The 17,458-nt window shown below is 70.7% G+C and carries 17 protein-coding genes and 1 tRNA gene; 6 read left to right on the top strand and 12 right to left on the bottom strand.

Annotated elements, in window-relative coordinates:
- Window positions 1–146 precede the first annotated feature (146 nt).
- From AB0D34_RS04485 to AB0D34_RS04460, 6 genes are all read right to left on the bottom strand, one after another.
- Window positions 147–1,805, bottom strand: coding sequence for a long-chain fatty acid--CoA ligase (locus AB0D34_RS04485; protein WP_362656269.1), 1,659 nt, complete (start codon window positions 1,803–1,805; stop codon window positions 147–149).
- 405 nt (window positions 1,806–2,210) lie between these two features.
- A complete protein-coding gene (locus AB0D34_RS04480; protein WP_362656266.1) occupies window positions 2,211–2,768 on the bottom strand; it encodes a SigE family RNA polymerase sigma factor in 558 nt (185 codons plus the stop codon).
- A 147-nt stretch (window positions 2,769–2,915) separates the two neighbouring features.
- Complete coding sequence (locus AB0D34_RS04475) at window positions 2,916–4,082, bottom strand: lipid-transfer protein (RefSeq protein WP_362656263.1); 1,167 nt, start codon at window positions 4,080–4,082, stop codon at window positions 2,916–2,918.
- A complete protein-coding gene (locus AB0D34_RS04470; protein WP_362656260.1) occupies window positions 4,079–4,486 on the bottom strand; it encodes a MaoC family dehydratase in 408 nt (135 codons plus the stop codon). Before AB0D34_RS04470 ends, AB0D34_RS04475 begins: the two co-directional genes overlap by 4 nt.
- A complete protein-coding gene (locus AB0D34_RS04465) occupies window positions 4,483–5,403 on the bottom strand; it encodes a bifunctional MaoC family dehydratase N-terminal/OB-fold nucleic acid binding domain-containing protein (RefSeq protein ID WP_362656257.1) in 921 nt (306 codons plus the stop codon). The genes AB0D34_RS04470 and AB0D34_RS04465 overlap by 4 nt, the downstream gene beginning before the upstream one ends.
- A gap of 170 nt (window positions 5,404–5,573) precedes the next feature.
- Complete coding sequence (locus AB0D34_RS04460; RefSeq protein ID WP_362656254.1) at window positions 5,574–5,888, bottom strand: hypothetical protein; 315 nt, start codon at window positions 5,886–5,888, stop codon at window positions 5,574–5,576.
- 346 nt (window positions 5,889–6,234) lie between these two features.
- On the opposite strand from AB0D34_RS04460, the gene AB0D34_RS04455 reads away from it, so the two are divergent.
- Window positions 6,235–7,104: a bifunctional DNA primase/polymerase gene (locus AB0D34_RS04455; RefSeq protein ID WP_362656252.1), complete on the top strand. Its 870-nt coding sequence runs from the start codon at window positions 6,235–6,237 to the stop codon at window positions 7,102–7,104.
- A gap of 621 nt (window positions 7,105–7,725) precedes the next feature.
- Here the strand turns inward: AB0D34_RS04455 and AB0D34_RS04450 are convergent.
- On the bottom strand, window positions 7,726–8,508 hold the full coding sequence (locus AB0D34_RS04450; RefSeq protein ID WP_362656250.1) for an AAC(3) family N-acetyltransferase: 783 nt from the start codon (window positions 8,506–8,508) through the stop codon (window positions 7,726–7,728).
- 309 nt (window positions 8,509–8,817) lie between these two features.
- Here AB0D34_RS04450 and AB0D34_RS04445 point away from each other — a divergent pair, with 309 nt between their 5' ends.
- Window positions 8,818–9,741 (top strand): DUF4231 domain-containing protein, encoded by a 924-nt coding sequence (locus AB0D34_RS04445; protein ID WP_362656648.1) that lies wholly within the window; start codon window positions 8,818–8,820, stop codon window positions 9,739–9,741.
- A 229-nt stretch (window positions 9,742–9,970) separates the two neighbouring features.
- Here the strand turns inward: AB0D34_RS04445 and AB0D34_RS04440 are convergent, their stop codons facing one another.
- Both AB0D34_RS04440 and AB0D34_RS04435 read right to left on the bottom strand, forming a co-directional pair.
- Window positions 9,971–10,465, bottom strand: a complete 495-nt coding sequence (locus tag AB0D34_RS04440) for a hypothetical protein (RefSeq protein ID WP_362656247.1) — start codon at window positions 10,463–10,465, stop codon at window positions 9,971–9,973.
- A 144-nt stretch (window positions 10,466–10,609) separates the two neighbouring features.
- Window positions 10,610–10,696: transfer RNA gene (locus AB0D34_RS04435), tRNA-Ser, on the bottom strand.
- A 355-nt stretch (window positions 10,697–11,051) separates the two neighbouring features.
- Between AB0D34_RS04435 and AB0D34_RS04430 the strand changes: the two genes are divergently transcribed.
- The gene (locus AB0D34_RS04430) at window positions 11,052–11,360 is read left to right on the top strand and encodes a hypothetical protein (RefSeq protein ID WP_362656244.1); all 309 of its coding nucleotides are present in this window, start codon (window positions 11,052–11,054) and stop codon (window positions 11,358–11,360) included.
- Between the two features lie 78 nt (window positions 11,361–11,438).
- Here AB0D34_RS04430 and AB0D34_RS04425 read toward each other — a convergent pair whose 3' ends face one another.
- Together AB0D34_RS04425 and AB0D34_RS04420 are read right to left on the bottom strand one after the other, a co-directional pair.
- Window positions 11,439–11,963 carry a DUF6221 family protein gene (locus AB0D34_RS04425; protein ID WP_362656241.1) on the bottom strand — a complete coding sequence of 175 codons (525 nt, stop codon included), beginning with the start codon at window positions 11,961–11,963 and terminating at the stop codon, window positions 11,439–11,441.
- 149 nt (window positions 11,964–12,112) lie between these two features.
- The gene (locus AB0D34_RS04420; protein WP_362656238.1) at window positions 12,113–13,609 is read right to left on the bottom strand and encodes a trypsin-like peptidase domain-containing protein; all 1,497 of its coding nucleotides are present in this window, start codon (window positions 13,607–13,609) and stop codon (window positions 12,113–12,115) included.
- A 258-nt stretch (window positions 13,610–13,867) separates the two neighbouring features.
- Between AB0D34_RS04420 and AB0D34_RS04415 the strand changes: the two genes are divergently transcribed.
- The 3 genes from AB0D34_RS04415 (at window position 13,868) to AB0D34_RS04405 (ending at window position 16,543) form a co-directional block, all read left to right on the top strand.
- Window positions 13,868–14,695, top strand: coding sequence for a glycerophosphodiester phosphodiesterase family protein (locus tag AB0D34_RS04415; RefSeq protein ID WP_362656235.1), 828 nt, complete (start codon window positions 13,868–13,870; stop codon window positions 14,693–14,695).
- Window positions 14,696–14,753: 58 nt separating this feature from the next.
- Window positions 14,754–15,389, top strand: coding sequence for an ATP-binding protein (locus AB0D34_RS04410; RefSeq protein WP_362656232.1), 636 nt, complete (start codon window positions 14,754–14,756; stop codon window positions 15,387–15,389).
- 188 nt (window positions 15,390–15,577) lie between these two features.
- Window positions 15,578–16,543 carry a DUF5926 family protein gene (locus AB0D34_RS04405; RefSeq protein WP_362656229.1) on the top strand — a complete coding sequence of 322 codons (966 nt, stop codon included), beginning with the start codon at window positions 15,578–15,580 and terminating at the stop codon, window positions 16,541–16,543.
- Between the two features lie 245 nt (window positions 16,544–16,788).
- Here the strand turns inward: AB0D34_RS04405 and AB0D34_RS04400 are convergent, their stop codons facing one another.
- Window positions 16,789–17,418, bottom strand: coding sequence for a hypothetical protein (locus AB0D34_RS04400; RefSeq protein ID WP_362656226.1), 630 nt, complete (start codon window positions 17,416–17,418; stop codon window positions 16,789–16,791).
- Window positions 17,419–17,458: the final 40 nt, after the last annotated feature.

Below are 17,458 nucleotides of genomic sequence, written 5' to 3'. Positions count from 1 at the left end.
GGTCCCGGTCCGCCGGTTCCCCGCCCACCAGGAGAATTCGGTACGACGGTGGGCGTGTCGTTGTCCGCCGGTGAGGCTTCTGCCGTACGGCGATCAGGGCCCCCGGTGCCGGCGTGGGAGCCCTGATCGTCGTGTTCCCGTGCTTTTCAGAGCTGGGTGACGTCCAGTTCGCCCGCCGCGTACTGCCTGCGCAGCACCTTCTTGTCGAACTTTCCTACGCTCGTCTTCGGGACCGCCGTGATGATCGACCAGCGCTCCGGGAGCTGCCACTTCGCGATCTTGCAGACGTCGCTCGCGAGGAAGGCGCGCAGGGACTCGAAGTCGGCGGTGGAGCCCTCCTTGAGGACGACCGTGGCCAGGGGGCGCTCGCCCCACTTCTCGTCGGGGACGGCCACCACGGCGGCTTCGGTGACGTCGGGGTGCGACATCAGGGCGTTCTCCAGTTCCACCGAGGAGATCCACTCGCCGCCGGACTTGATGACGTCCTTGGCGCGGTCGGTGAGGGTGAGGAAGCCGTCGGCGGAGATGGTGCCGACGTCACCGGTCTTCAGCCAGCCGTCCTCGCTGAACTTGTCGGCGGGGCGCAGGGGTTCGGCGTCGGGTCCGTTGTAGTAGGCGCCGGCGATCCACGGGCCGCGGACCTCCAGCTCGCCCGCGGACTCGCCGTCCCAGGGCAGGCGCTCGCCGCCGGGGCCGGTGAGGCGGGCCTCGACGGAGGCCGGGAAGCGGCCCTGGGTGAGACGGTAGGCGAACTCCTCGTCGGTGCCGACGGCCTGGGCCGGCGGGCGGGCGATGGTGCCGAGCGGGGAGGTCTCCGTCATGCCCCAGGCGTGGAAGACCCGCATGCCCAGCTTGTCGAAGGCCTCCATGAGGGAGGGCGGACAGGCCGAGCCGCCGATGGTGACCTGGGTGAGGCAGGAGACGTCACGCGGATTCGCGAGCAGCTCGCCGAGCAGGCCCTGCCAGATGGTCGGGACGGCGGCCGCGTGGCTCGGCCGCTCCCGCTCGATCATCTCGGCGAGGGGCGCGGGCTGCAGGAAGCGGTCCGGCATCAGCAGGTTGACGCCGGTCATGAAGGTCGCGTGCGGCAGACCCCAGGCGTTGACGTGGAACTGCGGGACGACCACGAGCGAGGTGTCCTGGTCGGTCAGGCCCATCGACTGGGCCATGTTGACCTGCATGGAGTGCAGGTAGATCGAACGGTGGCTGAAGACCACGCCCTTGGGGTCGCCCGTGGTGCCGGAGGTGTAGCACATCGCGGCGGCCTGGCGTTCGTCCAGCTCGGGCCAGTCGTAGGTGGTGGGCTTGCCCGCGAGGAGGTCCTCGTACTCGTGCACGCGCACGTGGGAGCCTTCGAGGGCTGTGCGGTCGCCGGGTCCTGAGACCACCACGTGCTCGACCGTCTTGAGGTGCGGGAGCAGCGGGGCGAGCAGGGGAAGCAGCGAGCCGTTGGCGATGACGACCCGGTCGGCCGCGTGGTTGACGATCCACGCCAGCTGTTCGATCGGCAGGCGGAGGTTCAGGGTGTGCAGGACCGCGCCCATGGAGGGGATCGCGAAGTAGGCCTCCACATGCTCGGAGTTGTTCCACATGAGGGTGCCGACCCGCTCGTCCCCGGTGACGCCGAGGTCCTCGCGCAGGGCGTGCGCCAGCTGGGCGGCGCGGGCGCCGATCTCGGCGTAGGAACGGCGGTGCGGCTCGGGCTCACCGGTCCAGGTGGTCACCTGTGAGGTGCCGTGGATCGACGACCCGTGGGTCAGGATCCTCGAGATCAGCAGCGGTACGTCCTGCATGGTGCTCAGCACGGCGTCCTCCCGGTGGCGACATTGCCTGCGCGGTCGTAAGGGGTCGCGCCGATTCTGCGCACATACCGCGTGGTATGTCACTAGAGCCGGGCGATCGATCACGTCACGATGCCCTCACAACGGCCGGCTGACGCGAACGGTTCCCTGCCGGACGGCACCACCTCGCGTCACGCCCCCCGGCGGACGGCACCATTTCGCGTCACGCCCCCCCGGCGGACGGCACCATTTCGCGTCACGCCCCCCGGCGGACGGCACCACCTCGCATCACGACCCCCCGGCGGACGGCACCACCTCGCATCACGACCCCCCGGCGGACGGCACCACCTCGCATCACGACCCCCCGGCGGACGGCACCATCTCGCGTCACGATTCCCCGGCGCGCGAGACCGGCTCAGGGCAGCGGTTCTAGCGGGCGAGCACCAGTTCGGGGTCCTCGCGGAGCTTGCCCAGCGCCCGGGAGACCGCGGACTTCACGGTGCCGACGGAGACGCCGAGCACCTCGGCCGTCTGCACCTCGCTGAGGTCCTCGTAGTACCTGAGGACGACCATCTCCCGCTGCCGGACCGGCAGCTTCATGATCGCCCGCCACATCGCGTCGTGCAGCGCCTGCTGCTCGGCGGGGTCGCCCTCGCCTGGGACCGGGTCGGGCTCGGGGATCTCGTCGGTCGCGAACTCGTCGACCTTGCGCTTGCGCCACTGCGAGGTCCGCGTGTTCAACAGGGCCCGGCGCACATATCCGTCGAGGGCCCGGTGGTCCTCGATGCGCTCCCAGGCGACATAGGTCTTGGTCAGGGCGGTCTGCAGCAGGTCCTCGGCGTCGCTCGGGTTCGCGGTCAGCGACCTGGCGGTACGCAGCAGCACCGGCTGGCGGGCCTTCACGTACGAGGCGAACGAGGGGTACGCGAGGGTCTGCGTCGCCGGTACGGCGGCCTTCGAAGCGCTGGTGCAGACGGGTGTGGTCATGGCTCCACGCTAGGTTCGAGACCGCCTCCCGCTCATCGGCCACAGGTCCCGAAGACGACTCCGCCTCAGGTTGTAGAGGTGGGGCTGACTGCACCTCCTGAAGGTGGACGAGGGGGACACGTCTACTGCGGGTTTACCCCTGCGGGGTTACCCCTCTGCGGTGAGGACGAGCCCGGACGTGGGTACTCCGGTCCCCGCCGTCACCAGCACCCGCCCCGCCTCCGGCACCTGGTTCACCGCCGTCCCCCGCAGCTGGCGTACGGCTTCCGCGATGCCGTTCATACCGTGGAGGTAGGCCTCGCCCAGCTGGCCGCCGTGGGTGTTGAGGGGGAGCCGGGCCTCGCGTACGAAGTCCGCCGCCTCGCCCCTGCCGCAGAAGCCGAACTCCTCCAGCTGCATCAGGACGAACGGGGTGAAGTGGTCGTAGAGGATCGCCACGTCGATGTCCCCGGGGGTGAGGCCGCAGGTGCGCCAGAGCTGGCGGGCGACCACGTTCATCTCGGGGAGGCCGGTGAGGTCGTCGCGGTAGAAGCTGGTCATCTGTTCCTGGGCGCGGCCGGCGCCCTGGGCGGCCGCCGCGACGACGGCGGGCGGGTGCGGGAGGTCACGCGCGCGTGCGTGCGATGTGACGACGATCGCCTGGCCGCCGTCGGTCTCCTGGCAGCAGTCGAGGAGTCTGAGCGGCTCGACGATCCAGCGGGAGGCCGCGTGGTCGGCGAGGGTGATGGGGCGGCCGTGGAACCAGGCCGCCGGGTTCGTGGCCGCGTACGCGCGGTCGGTGACCGCCACATGGCCGAAGGCCTCAGGGGTGAGGCCGTAGGTGTGCAGATAGCGCTGGGCCGCCATCGCCACCCAGGAGGCCGGGGTGAGCAGGCCGAAGGGCAGGGACCAGCCGAGGGCGGCCCCCTCGGCGGAGGGTTCGCGGTACTGGACGCCGGAGCCGAAGCGACGGCCGGAACGCTCGTTGAAGGCGCGATAGCAGACAACCACCTCGGCCACGCCCGCCGCGATCGCGAGCGCCGCCTGCTGGACGGTCGCGCAGGCCGCGCCGCCGCCGTAGTGGACGCGGGAGAAGAAGGACAGCTCGCCGATGCCGCAGGCCTGGGCGACGGTGATCTCCGGGCTGGTGTCCATGGTGAAGGTGACCATGCCGTCCACGTCGGCGGGCGTGAGTCCGGCGTCGTCGAGGGCCGCGCGGACCGCCTCGGCGGCCAGGCGCAGTTCGCTGCGGCCGGAGTCCTTGGAGAACTCGGTGGCCCCGACACCGACGATCGCGGCCTGCCCGCCGAGCCGGTCACGCGCGCGTGTGCTCATTCGGCGCTCCCCAGAGTGAGGGTGGCCGTGCCCGTCACGTGGTTGCCGAGGCCGTTGGTCCCCACGATCCGGACGGTGACGACGGAGTCCTCCAGGCCTTCGGAGTCTTCCAGGGCTTCGACGGTTCCGGTCAACACCATGGTGTCCCCGGGGTAGTTGGGCGCTCCCAGCCTGATGGCCACCTTGTGGAGGGTGGCCCGTGGTCCGAAGTGGTCGGTGAGATAGCGGCCGACCAGGCCGTTCGTCGTCAGGATGTTCATGAAGACGTCCGGGGAGCCCTTCTCGCGGGCCAGCTCCGGGTCGTGGTGCACGTCCTGGTAGTCCCGGGAGGCGATCGCGCCCGCGACGATCAGGGTGCGGGTGATCGGGATCTCGATCGGTGGCAGCTCGTCCCCGGCCTTCATACGGCAGCCTCCTCGACGGCGCGGAAGACCGGCAGGGTGAGATCGCCGTCGTACGACTGGAAGGCGAGCCGCACCGGCATCCCGATCCGCACCTTGTCGTACGGCGTCCCGATCACGTTGCTGATCATCCGTACGCCCTCCGCGAGTTGGACCAGGGCGACGGCGTAAGGGGGGTCGAAGGCCGGGAACGGCGGGTGGTGCATGACGACGTACGAGTAGACCGTGCCCTCGCCGCTCGCCCGGACGGTGTCCCAGTCGGGGCCGCCGCAGTGGGCGCAGCCCGGGAGCCAGGGGAAGCGGAGGGTGGCGCAGGCGGTGCAGCGCTGGATGAGGAGTTCGTGCCGTACGACACCCTCCCAGAAGCCGGCGTTGTCGCGGTTGACGACGGGACGGGGGCGATGGGGACGGTGGGGGCGGGGTGGGGTCTTCCTCTGTTGCGCGGGCGCGTACTTGAGGATGCGGAAGCGGTGGGTGCCGACGAGGGTCGCGCCCACGTGGACGTCGGTGCGGGTGGTGACGAAGTGGCCGGTGCCGAGCTTGGTGGTCTTGCGGCCGGAGACCGACTCGATGACGGTGTCGAAGGTGATCTCGTCACCGGGGCGCAGGGGCCTGAGGTACTCCTGCTCGCAGTCGGTGGCGACGACCGAGGTGCAGCCCGACTCGTCGAGGAGGGCGAGGAGTTCGTCGTACGCCTGCGCGCGGCCGGTGGCGTGCCCCGTCAGACCGCCCATCGTCCAGGCCTGGAGCATGGTGGGCGGGGCGATGGCGTCGGGGCCGGTGTAGGCGGGGTTGGTGTCGCCGAGGGCCTCGCACCAGTGGCGGATCATGGGGGCGTTGACGGGGTCCTTGCCGGTGCCGGCGACGGCGGCGGGGCGGCCCTCGTAGGTCTTGAGCCGGGTCACCAGGTCGTCGTCCACGACAGTGCCCTTCCGGGTCGGGGTTTCTGACTGTCCGTCAGATTCAAGGGGATGTCAAGGTCGTTCGCCGGTCCCCGGAAACGCCTGCGCGGCGGCGCCGAAGCACCGCCGCGCGGACGTGTCACACCCCATGAAGCACACCCCGTCGGGGGCCGGTCAGCCCCCGCGTGTCACCACCACAGCGGGGTGAAGTTGACGGACGTGTTGTTGTTCCCCTGGTTGATGGCCGTGAACGCGGAGCCGTTGACCTGCGCGGTGTTGCTCTGGTTCGAGGCACCGGAGCCGACGGCGTTCTGCTGTGTGGTGGACGAGTTGCCGTTGTTGTCGTGCCCGACACCGCTGCCCACGATGCTCGCGACACCCGCGTTCGATCCGTCGTCCGCGAAGCCGCCGTTGTCCGCCGCCGCGACGCCGGTGAAGAGCGCGGCGGCGAGCGGGAGGGCGGAGACGGCGCCGATGACGCGGGCGGTACGGATGCTTGCCATGTCTTCCTCCAGAACCCGGCTTCCTAGCCGGAAGTACGTCAAGTGAGGCTGTTCACCGGGCAGTTGGCCGACCGCCCCGGTGTGGTGCACGACGTCGCGAGATCAGAGTTGCCCACCGAAACCCCGGCGAACCAGAGCGGAAGCGGTTATTCCCCCTGAAGCGTGAGGACAAGTCGATAAACCCCTTTCACGACTTCAGTCGGCAGGGTGGGGCGATAGGGACACTTGATCGCCAAGTGGGGCAACAGGGGAAGCGTTCCGGCGCATTTCCAGCCAATCGTCCGGCCCCGGCGAGTCGCGCCCGCCACCCCTTCCCTTTTTCGAACACGCGTACGAACATGGAGGCATGGCCACCACAGACCGGCAGGCCACGACGCTGGCCCTCGCACACGCCCTGTCAGCCGCCGAACGCGGACTGGCCGTCATCCCCCTGTCCCGCACCAAACTCCCCGCCCTGCGCTCCCCCCACCGCGACGACCCACTGGCGGCGCCCTGCCACGGCGAGTGCGGCTCGTTCGGCCACGGGGTCTACGACGCCTCGACCGACCCCGTCCGCATCCGCGAACTCTTCTCGGCGGCGCCCTGGGCGACCGGCTACGGCATCGCCTGCGGCCTGCCGCCCCACCATCTGATCGGCATCGACCTGGACACCAAGTCGGGCACGGATTCCTCTGCGGCCCTGCGTGAACTGGCCCTGCGTCACCTCTTCACGATCCCCGACACGGTCGTCGTCCTCACCCCGAGCGGCGGCCGCCACCTCTGGCTCACCGGCCCGCCCGACGCCGCCGTCCCCAACTCGGCCGGCCGCCTGGCCCCCGGCATCGACATCCGCGGCGCCGGCGGCTACCTCGTCGGCCCCGGCTCCCGCACCGACCACGGCACCTACGGCACGGCACCGGGCACGGCCCACCTGGCCCCGGCGGCCTGCCCACCCGCACTGCTCCGCCTGCTGCTCCCACCGCCGCGGCCCACCCACCCGGCGACCCACCCCTCGGCCGGCGACCACGGCCAGGGCCTGGTCCAGTTCGTCCTCGCCGCGCATGAGGGGCAACGGAACACACGCTTGTTCTGGGCGGCGTGCCGGGCGTACGAGAACGGGATCGGGCCGGCGCTGGTCGCTCCGCTGGTGGACGCGGCTCTGAACACGGGGCTCACGGAGAGGGAGGCGCGGGCGACGATTGCTTCGGCGGCTCGGATGACGGGGTATCGGGCGTGACGGGGGGTGCGGGGCGGGTGGGGGCTCCGGGGGGGCGGGGCTCCGGGGGGCGGGGTAGGTGGTGGCGGATGGGGGGCGCGGGGAGTGGGGGCGCAGGGAGTGTGACGGGTGGGGCCGGGGCGGCGAGCGATCGCGGGCGGGGACGGGAGAGGCCGGGGCGGCAAGCGACCGCGGGCAGGGACGGGAGAGGCCGTAGCGGCAAGCGATCGCGGGCAGGGACGGGAGAGGCCGTAGCGGCAAGCGATCGCGGGCGGGGACTGGAGGGCTCAGGGTTCAGTCGCGCCGACGTCAGGTGAGTGCCTCGGCCGGTCGGCTTCCGGCTGCTGCGCCGTCGTGGCTTGTCGCGCAGTTCCCCGCGCCCCTAAGGGCGCGTCGCCGGCAGCGGACGAGCGGTCACCGAGGTCGTGACAGGCGGGCCGCGGCCGCCGGGCCACCGGGGGGTGTGAAAGGGACTGGGCCGTCACGGACTGGCGAGCGCAGGGGCCGTACACAGGCGGGCCGTCGCGGACAGAACGCCACCGCCTCGCCCACGCCCAGTCCAAGACCGCCGACGCCATGACAGGCAGGGCGGGTCCGTGACAGGCCGGAGGCCGCCCGGGTCGTAGCCGCCAACCAGCTGCGCTACGACCGGTGTTCGATCAGCCACTTCGCCGCGTACGCCACCGCCGGTGCCAGGTCGAACAGGCGGCAGTCGGCGCCGCCCACCGGGCCCCGGGTGACCGGCCGTTCCGGCTGTGACTCGTACGCGTCGCCCAGCGCCGGGAAGTCCGACGTGTCGAAGTCCACGTCGAGGTAGCGGTGCCAGCGTCGGCCCGACCCGTCGGCGACCGCACAGCCGTAGGAGCGGCTGCCCCGGCTCGGGACCCGGTACTCGGCCAGGTGGAAGGACGTGCAGACGGAGTAGCCGACGCCCAGTAGCAGGACGCGGGCGTTCAGCTCCTCCAGCCGGGCGAGGGGGGACTCCTCGCCCAGGTGACAGTTGAGGGCGTGCCCGTCGGTGATCCGGGCGGCGGCGGGACCCAGTGCGGCGAACGAACTCTGCGGATGGCTGCTGCGCAGCGCGCCGGCCCGGGTGCGGACCTCCTCCGGCAGGACACCGACCCCGAAGCTCGGGGTCCGCGCGGGATCGAACGCGGGCAGGGTCTCCCGCAACCGGGCCCACTCCGCCGCGGGCACGGCCCGCCCCCGGGTGACGGCCCAGCGGGAGGGGTCGGAGTTGTCGGGGGTCTGGGTGGAGACGACCAGGGTGCCGTCCGCACCGAGCGTGTCCAGGAGCGCGTCGACGACAGCGCGGACACCGCCACGCACGGGCCCGACGGCCCGCAGGGACGCGTGCACCAGCACGGTGTCGCCGGGCCGGATACCCAACGCCCTGAACTGCGAGCTGACGGCACTTGTGGTCAACACAGCGCTCCCTGAAGGAAGTTGGTGGCTCTTTACAGTCGTCGCTTGAGAGGTCGGTGAACAGGTCCGGGGTTCACGCACCATAGGGCATCGGACGCCGCCCGTCGGTGTCCTGCGACCCATGGACACGGCCATATCTCGCCAGGGTGCGGCCAAGCCCCCCTCGACAACGCGGTGTTGGCACCCGCACGAGTCCAAGTCACCATGAGTCTTCTCCTCTTCATGGCGAGGTGACCCATGGCCGCGACCACTCCTGGGCAAAACGTTCCGGGGCCGCGCGCGACGATAGGGAACGACGATCTGCCACCGCTGTTCCGGTCCAACGACACCTGGGCACTGAACCGTCAGAGCGAGGCGTTCCGGGCCACCACGACCCAGCTGTCGCTGCTGCTCGTGGCGACCGTCTGCGCCACCCTGGCCGACCACTTCGACAGCCATGTCCTCACCGGGCTGTCGGCCCTGCTGTACGGGCTCACCGTGGTCGCCGGTGTCGTCATCCAGCGCCGCCGGGCACGCGCCCACTGGCAGGCGCACCGTGACGCCGCCGAGACCGTCAAATCGCTGGCGTGGCAGTACATGGTGCACGGCGGACCGTTCCACTCCGGCGTGCGCGATGCCGACGGGCTGTTCGCCCAGCAGCTGGAGGAACACCTGCGGTCGTTACGGCGCATAGGCTGGCAGGAGCCCTCCCACGACCACGGTAGGGCCCCGGCCCCGGCCCCGGCCCGGAACACCTTGTGGGACCCCGCCAGCCGTCACGAGCCGGACGATCCGCGGCACCCCCAGATCACCCGCGCCATGCGGGCCGTACGCGAGAAGCCGTTCACCGTCCGAAGAGACATCTACCTGCGCGACCGCGTCGTAGAACAGCTCAGCTGGTACAGCGGGCGGGCCGTCCAGGCGCGTCGGTCCGCCGCCGTCTGGTCCGCGCTGACCGCGCTGCTGACCCTGCTGGCCCTGGCCGCCGCGCTGGCCAGGAGCGCCGGCATCGCCACAGGCTGGGACCTCAGCGGCCTGCTCGCCGCCTCGGCCGCGGCCGGCGTCGCCTGGCTGGAGACCCGACGCCACCACCCGCTGTCGTACGCGCACACGCTGGTCCGGGAAGGACTGGAGACCCAACGGGCCGTCCTGGCCCGGAGCGTGGCCGAGGAACGCTGGCCGCAGGCCGTGGCCGACACGGAACACCTGATGCTGCCGCAGCACACGGACTGGCTCGCGCGGTTCGGGGGATGAGCCGGGCCTTGTCGTAGGTGGCGTCCCGCCAGGTGGTGTAGCGGATCAAGGCGCCGGAATCCGCAGGTCATCGCCGCATCGGTGCGGTTCGGGGCCGCGCATGGCGCTGACGGCAGGTCAGCCGCTGCGCGACCCGGGAGCCATGTCCCATGGCGTGGCCGACGCGCGGTTACCGGAACTCGTCGAGCAAGGTCGCTTACACCACGAAGAGGGACACGAGCCTGTCGTATCAGGGGCGTCGCGCTCCAGGACGCCACAGCACGTTCACCGGTACGCCCACCCGGCTCGCGTACGCCACGATGTCGCCGGTGCCCCCCGGGCCCCGCGCGGGCTCGCCGTCCCACACGGCCACCAGGCGGTCCGTGTGGTCCACGATCCAGCGGCCGGCCGCCGCGTACGCGTCCTCCCGGGTCCGTTCGACCGGCAGGTCGACCCGGTCCGCGCAGGCACGCAGCAGACGGTGGAACGCGGCTCGGGCCTCCTGGCCGCCCAGGTGAGATACGTAGTCCATGCCGGGGATCACCGCCGTGACGGGAACCCCGCTCCGCAGGGCGAGTTCGGCGAAGAGCTGGTCCGCACCGGCGGCCAGGGCGCTGAAGGCCTCGACGGGACCACCTGCGGCCTGGCATCTGAACTCGTCGAGGATCCCCGTGCTGACGCGCTCCAACACCGGTTCGGGGATGTCCCGGTGGCCGGTGACTCCGATCCGAGTCGTACGCTCCACGCTCGCCGCCACCCTCGTGAGAACGGTCCGGACGCCTGCTCCCTACCCAGCCCCGACACCGAAGGCACACACCGCCCCCACCCCGACACACGAAAAGGGCGCCCCCACATCGGGGGGGGCGCCCCTTCCTTCACACCGGTCACGCGGTGGGTGTGGGATTTGAACCCACGGTGACATCGCTGCCACGACGGTTTTCAAGACCGTTCCCTTAGGCCGCTCGGGCAACCCACCTCTGTCCTGCCCACCAGGGGCGGAGCCTGTACAGAGTACCGTTCGCAGTCCCTGCGGTGGAGTCGTGGCCCGCACATGACCCACAAGCCCGTGCCCCGGGACAGTCACCACACTCGCGGCCCCGTTCCGTTGCACGGGTGCGATCATGAGGGGCTGATGGGACAGTTGTTCCACCGGGGGATATTCGCCAACCGTTCTCGCCGAGTCGTTCAGGGCCGGCGGCGATCTGCATCGGCGGCTACTCCAAGGCCGGCTATTACAAGGTCTCTTGGAGTGTCAACTGCCCCGCGCGGTCCTTGACGGCGACACACCTACTTCACGAACCCCTGGCCGGGCTGCCTACCGGAGAGATGGCATGACCCACCCGCAAACGATCCTCGGACAGGCGCGTCAAGGTCCCGTACCGGCGGGTTGGCGGATCTTCACCAAGAAGCGGGGAAGGGTGTCCGGCTTCTTGCGTGGGACTTCGAATGACCCGGATCCGCTGCTGGTCATCACCCTTGACGGTGTCGTCGAGTACGTGAGCGACCGCAAGCCGCTGACAGTCGTGGATTTCTACGATCTGGCCGAGATATCGCTGAGTCGTCAGTCTGAGCGTATGGGTCGATCTGCGCTATCGCGACGGCCGAAAGGCAAAGTGGCGATCTGCGTCCTTCTCGGATGACCTGAAGTCGATCCAGTGCTTCATCGAAGCGTACGGCGCTCACAAGGCACTTCGATGGCGTTGATACTGCTGTCCTGACTACCCGTGAGGGCTGCCCCACGATCGAGGTCGCGCGTCCGGTGCCCACTCGGGCCGGTAATCCGGATGGTCCGCGTAGGGCAATGCGAGCAGTCTCAGCACCATGTCGTTGCCGAAGGCCCCGTCCGGGCGCTCATCGACGGCCCGCGAATGGCGCTCGCAGATGACATCAGGGTCGTACTCATCCCCGTACGGATCGAAATGCACGCTGTTGGTGCAGGGGAGGCCGGGATGGGGATCCGTGGCGCCAGGCCGGTACATGTCGAGGATGGCGAGCTTGGCCTTCACCTCGCGACGGACGCGAGCCGGGTTGTGGCGGGCTATGTGAACTGCCTCCAGCCGATCGGGGACCCCTGTGTCGGGGACCACGACATGGCCGTTCGACTTCTCTTCAACGGGCCCTTCCTGACCAGAACGTCCGCGCATCAGCCACTCGCCCCCGCCGACCGTGGCCACCGCCATCTCGGCGAAGGCATCGTCCTCATCGAGTCGGGCGCGCAGGAAATCGACCAAGTTGTCCTTCACGTGCCACTCCCGGTCAGGCATGCAGCGGTCCGGCAGAGCCTAGCGGTCACGCCCCCGGTCGACGCGCTGTTGACGTGCGAAGACTGAGCAGAAGGGGTGCCTCTCAGCGAGAGGCACCCCTTCAAGCCGTTCCAGAACGCGCGTGCGGGTCAGCTGTCGCCCGTGCGGGAGCCCAGGGTGAGGTCGACCGTGTGGGTCTTGCCGTCGCGTTCGTAGGTGATCTCGACCTTGTCGCCGGGCTTGTGGGTCCAGATCTCGCCGATCAGGGTGGGGCCTGAGTCGATGACCGAGTCGTCCAGCTTGGTGATGACGTCGCCGGGCTTGAGGCCGGCCTTGGCGGCGGGGCCGCCCGCCTCGACCGAGTCGGAGCCGCCCGCGCCCTCAGCGGTGATCTTCGCGCCGCCGGAGGAGTCCTCCAGGGAGACGGACGCGCCGATCTTGGCGTAGACCGGCTTGCCGGTCTTGATCAGCTGCTGGGCGACGTACTTGGCCTGGTTGATCGGGATGGCGAAGCCGAGGCCGATCGAGCCGGACTGGCTGGTGCCGCCGAGACCGCCGCTGCCGGTGGACTGGATCGCGGAGTTGATGCCGATCACGTTGCCCTGGGCGTCGAGGAGAGGACCTCCCGAGTTGCCGGGGTTGATCGACGCGTCCGTCTGGAGCGCGCTCATGTAGGACGCGCTCGAACCGCTGGCGTCGCTCGACGCCACCGGGCGGTTCTTCGCGCTGATGATGCCCGTCGTCACGGTGTTCGACAGGCCGAAGGGGGCGCCGATCGCGATCGTGGAGTCGCCGACCGCCACCTGGTCGGAGTTGCCCAGGGTGAGCGGCCTCAGGTCGCTCGGCGCGCTCTTGAGCTTGATGACCGCGACGTCGTAGCCCTGCGCGTGGCCGACCACCTCGGCGTCGTACTTCTTGCCGTTGGGGAAGGTCGCCGTGAGCTTGCCGCCGTCGACCGCGTCGGCCACCACGTGGTTGTTGGTGACGATGTGGCCCTGGGTGTCGAAGACGAAGCCGGTGCCGGTGCCGCCCTCGCCGTTGGTGGACTCGGCCTCGATGGTGACCGTGCTGGGCAGGGCCCGCTGTGCCACGCCCGCGACGGTGCCGGCGTCCCGCTTGACGCTGCCGCCGCTGTCCGAGGCGGACACGGTGGTCGAGGAGCCGTTGTCATTGTTCTTGGCCAGGGTGTAGCCGAGACCACCGCCGATGCCTCCGGCGACCAGCGCGGCCACCAGGATCGCGGCGACGAGACCGCCGCGGCCGTTCTTCGGCTTCGGCGCGGGCTGCTGGTAACCCGCACCCCAGGCTCCGCCGGCGCCCGGCCCACCCGTGCCGCCGTCGGCGTACAGCGGAGTGCCCGGGGCCTGCGGCGGTGGCCAGGCGCCCTGGGGGCCCGGGCCGCCGGGGTACTGCGGTGCGCCGCTCGCCCCCTGCTGAGCGCCGCCCTCGGCCGCGGCGTACGCCGGAGCCGGTCCCGCGTGCACGAGTTCCGGCCCCTGGGCGTCGCCGGAGGCGTTCGGCGGGATCGGGGCGGTGGGGGCGCTCGCGTCGGAGGCCTGGGGCGCCGAAGCCGCGGGAGCGTCCACCGGCACGGGGGGTGCAGACGGCGCCGGGGGTACCGCGGTGCCCTCGTTCTCGGTGCTCACAGCTTCTCTCCTCGGTCCACGGCTGTCTCTTGTCGGTCGCACTCGGTCACGCTCGGCCACTGCCGTTCGGTGTCCGGCGTACGTCAGCTGCGCATGTCCTTTTGTATGCCGTCAGCTTTTCCCACAGGCCGTCAGGGCACCATAAGCGGTGCCTGTGGGTCTGCGGCTGCTCTTTATATAGGCCATGTAAGACAAATGAGGCGCAATCCATATGCCTCCGTTCGCACGCGTACCCCCGTGCGGTGGCACCATGACGCGGTGACCCACGCACGGCAGCAGCTGACTCAAGTCGTCGCCCACCGCGGAGCCTCGGAAGACGCTCCCGAGCACACCCTCGCCGCGTACAAGAAAGCGATCGAGGACGGTGCCGACGCCCTCGAATGCGATGTACGTCTCACCGCGGACGGTCATCTCGTCTGCGTCCACGACCGCCGGGTCAACCGTACGTCCAACGGCCGGGGCGCGGTCTCGGCCCTGGAGCTCGCCGATCTGGCCGCCCTGGACTTCAGCTCCCGCAGAACCCGGGAGCTGTGGCGCACCCGCGACGAGGAGCCGGACTGGGTGTACCGGCCCGAGGACCGGCAGGAGACCTCCGTCCTCACCCTGGAGCGGCTGCTCGAACTCGTCGCCGACGCGGGGCGGCGGGTGGAGCTGGCCATCGAGACCAAGCACCCGACGCGCTGGGCGGGCCAGGTCGAGGAGCGGCTGCTGCTGCTCCTGAAGCGGTTCGGCCTGGACGCCCCCGCCTCGGCCGCCGAGTCGCCGATCAGGGTCATGAGTTTCTCGGCCCGCTCGCTGCATCGCGTGCGTACCGCCTCGCCGACGCTGCCGACGGTCTATTTGCTGCAGTTCGTCTCGCCCCGGCTTCGGGACGGCCGGCTGCCCGTCGGTGTGCGCATCGCCGGCCCCTCGATCCGGATCGTCCGCAACCACCCCGGCTACATCGAGCGCCTCAAGCGCGCGGGCCACCAGGTGCACGTGTGGACCGTGAACGAGATGGAGGACGTGGACCTCTGCGTCGAGCTGGGCGTGGACGCCATCATCACCAACCGCCCGCGCGCGGTGCTCGACCGACTGGGCCGCTGACGTCCCCTCCGTCACAGGGTGTGCCCCGGCGCGTTCGATGCGTGTTCGATCGTTGCGAATGCGTCAGCGGAACGGGATTGGCCGGTTTCCGGTACAGGCCAATGGGGCATCCACTCCGTGGCGTGGGGCGAAGGAGGTCTCGGGGGTGGCGTTGGTGGTGGCACAGGAGGTGCCCACGTCGTCGAGCATGGCCGTACCCCATGGCCCTGCGGGCGTGGGGGAAGCGAGACACCGTATGCGCGTGCAACTGCGCACGGGCGGCGTGGCGGAATCGGTCATCGACGACGCCGTACTGATTCTTTCCGAACTCTTGAGCAATGCGTGCAAGCACGGCAGGCCGCTGGGCGATGCCCTGGCCGGTGACGGGGACGTGCGGGCCGCATGGCGTGTGGACGGCAGGGGCCGACTCACCGTCGAGGTGACGGACGGTGGTGGGCCCACCCGGCCGGCTCCGGCGACGCCCTCGGTCACCGCGCACGGTGGGCGTGGGCTGAACATCATCACCGCGCTGGCCGACGACTGGGGGGTGCGGGACGATGCGCGGGGTGAGGTGACGGTGTGGGTGATCGTGCACTCGGACGTGCGCAACGCAGACGCGGGCCGCCGTGACGACTTCGCTTCGCGTGTCATGGCTCCCCGGGTGTCGGCAATATCCGACCTGGGCTTCGCCGAAGCGTTTGACGATCTGGACTGAGTGCCCAATGGGGTGCCGCAGTAGGCCGTCGGGCGGCTGCGGGCTCGTTGTGGCTTGTCGCGCAGTTCCCCGCGCCCCTAAAGGCCCCTGCCGACCCTCACCCGTTGTCCACAGGCTCCCGTCAGTCAAGTCACGAACGGCTAGGCTCGCGCCCGTACGAGACGAGCCGTAACCGGGAGACAGCCACGATGGCCAAGAAGCGACCCCAGACGAAGGCCAAGCGCCCGCAGATCACGGATGGTGAGGTCCCGGTCGTCGGCGCCCGCGAACCCTGCCCCTGCGGAAGTGGCCGCCGCTACAAGGCCTGCCACGGCCGGGCCGCCGCGCACGCGGTGACCGAGCTGGTGCACCGCCCGTTCGAGGGCCTGGCCGGCGAGGGCGACTGGGTGGCCCTGCGCGAACTGGTCCCCGCCGCCACCGTCGAACTGACCCTGAAGGACGGCCTCCCCGAAGGCGTCCCGTCCGTCACCCTGGCCACCGTGCTGCCCATGGCCTGGCCCGCCCTGCGCCGCGACGACGGCTCGGTACTGCTCGGTCTGCAGAACGACACGGCGTCCGGCGACATCAGCCGCGACCTCGCCGACACCCTCCAGCGGGCCCTGGAAGCGGCGCCCGGCACTCCGGTCGAGGGCCGGCGCGCCCCCGCCGACGGTCCGCGGCTGCAGGATCTGCTCGATCCCGAAGGCACGTTCGAGCCAGTTGTGCACGAGGGCTTCGAGTTCTGGGTCCCGGACGCGGAGAACGCCACGCCCGAGGTGACCGCCTCCCTGGAGCGGGCCAACGCGGCGGCCATCCCGACCGCCCGGCTGACCGGCGTGGACGCCGCCTACTGGTGCGAGACGCCGGACAAGAACCACCTGCGCTGGGTCATGCCGCACCCCGAGGAGCAACTTCTGGACGCGCTCGCGCGGTTGCACGCGGCGGGTCGTTCGAGCCTCGGTGAGGGCACCCGGCTCGTCGGTTCCTTCCGCGCTCACGGCCTCACCGTGCCGGTCTGGGACCTGCCGAGCGGGGTCTCGGCGGAGGACGTCGAGAAGCCGGCCGCCGAGTTCGCCGAGCGTCTCGCCGGCGCTCTGGCCACGGACGCACCGCTGACCGCCGACGAGCGCCGCGCGCGGGGCGGCCTCACCAACCGCCAGGTCACGCTCAGTTGACAGAGTTCGTGCGGCTGACCGGTCGGTCAGCCGCACGAACCCCTCACAGATCGACCGGAGTCGTTCACAACTCCCCCAAGGAGTAGGTGAATCGGTGTCCGAATCGGCCAGGAAGCGTCGCGGTCGAATTTGCGAACAGCCGATCTCTTGTTACCGTTCGAGTAGCCCGGTTGCTGGTGCATCCCCCGTCGCCAGCAACCGGGCCTCTCTGTGTCCGGGCAACCTTTACGGAACGCCGTCACGCGTCAACTGCCCGTGTTCTCCCCGGAGTTGCTACCGACCCGCAGCAGCAGCGGTCCACTGCCGTGCCGGGCGGCGAACTCCGCGACCGCCGTGTAGTCGGCCGGCGCTCCCAGGGTGCGCTCCCGAGGTGTCTCACAGCTGTCCGGCTCGTCCCCGGCGCCGACCGAGCAGTGCATCTGCACCGTCCGCCCGCCGGGCTCCATGAAGCTGAGCACGGCGTCCAGCGCCGCACCGGACGCGTTGCGGTAGTAGGTGCGCGCCCATGTCTCCTCACCCTGGGTGAGGACACAGGTCTGCGCCTCGATGCCGTCGGGGGAGGACAGTTCGGGACCGCAGCGGGCGGCGGTGGCCAGGCCCAGGCCCAGCAGCAGCGGCGATCGGGGGGCGTCGGCGAGCGGCGCCTTGAAGTCGTCGGCCGCGGAAGGCGGTACGGCGGAAGGCCGTGCCGCTGAAGGACGTGCAGGGGAAGGGCGTAGGGCAGAAGACCGCGCGGAAGGCTCCGCAGGAGGACGCACGAGGTCGCGTACGACCGTACGGCCCCCCTCGCCCACCTGTCCCGCGGAGGCCACGGCCAGTGGCAGCGCGACCGCGCAGACCACGGCACCCGACAGGGCAAGCAGACGAAGGTTCATGAAGCGGACGATAACTACCGGCGCGGGCGCTCGGTTCGGC

The organism is Streptomyces sp. NPDC048420 (assembly GCF_040651535.1).
In the GTDB taxonomy this organism is placed as follows: domain Bacteria; phylum Actinomycetota; class Actinomycetes; order Streptomycetales; family Streptomycetaceae; genus Streptomyces.
This window is presented reverse-complemented; position numbering and strand designations above follow the sequence as displayed.

Bases quoted from the DNA above. Each gene is read 5' to 3' on its own strand.
- AB0D34_RS04480 (WP_362656266.1), bottom strand. From the start codon at position 2,768: ATGACCACACCCGTCTGCACCAGCGCTTCGAAGGCCGCCGTACCGGCG.
- AB0D34_RS04475 (WP_362656263.1), bottom strand. From the start codon at position 4,082: ATGAGCACACGCGCGCGTGACCGGCTCGGCGGGCAGGCCGCGATCGTC.
- AB0D34_RS04470 (WP_362656260.1), bottom strand. From the start codon at position 4,486: ATGAAGGCCGGGGACGAGCTGCCACCGATCGAGATCCCGATCACCCGC.
- AB0D34_RS04460 (WP_362656254.1), bottom strand. From the start codon at position 5,888: ATGGCAAGCATCCGTACCGCCCGCGTCATCGGCGCCGTCTCCGCCCTC.
- AB0D34_RS04455 (WP_362656252.1), top strand. From the start codon at position 6,235: ATGGCCACCACAGACCGGCAGGCCACGACGCTGGCCCTCGCACACGCC.
- AB0D34_RS04430 (WP_362656244.1), top strand. From the start codon at position 11,052: ATGACCCACCCGCAAACGATCCTCGGACAGGCGCGTCAAGGTCCCGTA.
- AB0D34_RS04410 (WP_362656232.1), top strand. From the start codon at position 14,754: ATGCGTCAGCGGAACGGGATTGGCCGGTTTCCGGTACAGGCCAATGGG.
- AB0D34_RS04405 (WP_362656229.1), top strand. From the start codon at position 15,578: ATGGCCAAGAAGCGACCCCAGACGAAGGCCAAGCGCCCGCAGATCACG.
- AB0D34_RS04400 (WP_362656226.1), bottom strand. From the start codon at position 17,418: ATGAACCTTCGTCTGCTTGCCCTGTCGGGTGCCGTGGTCTGCGCGGTC.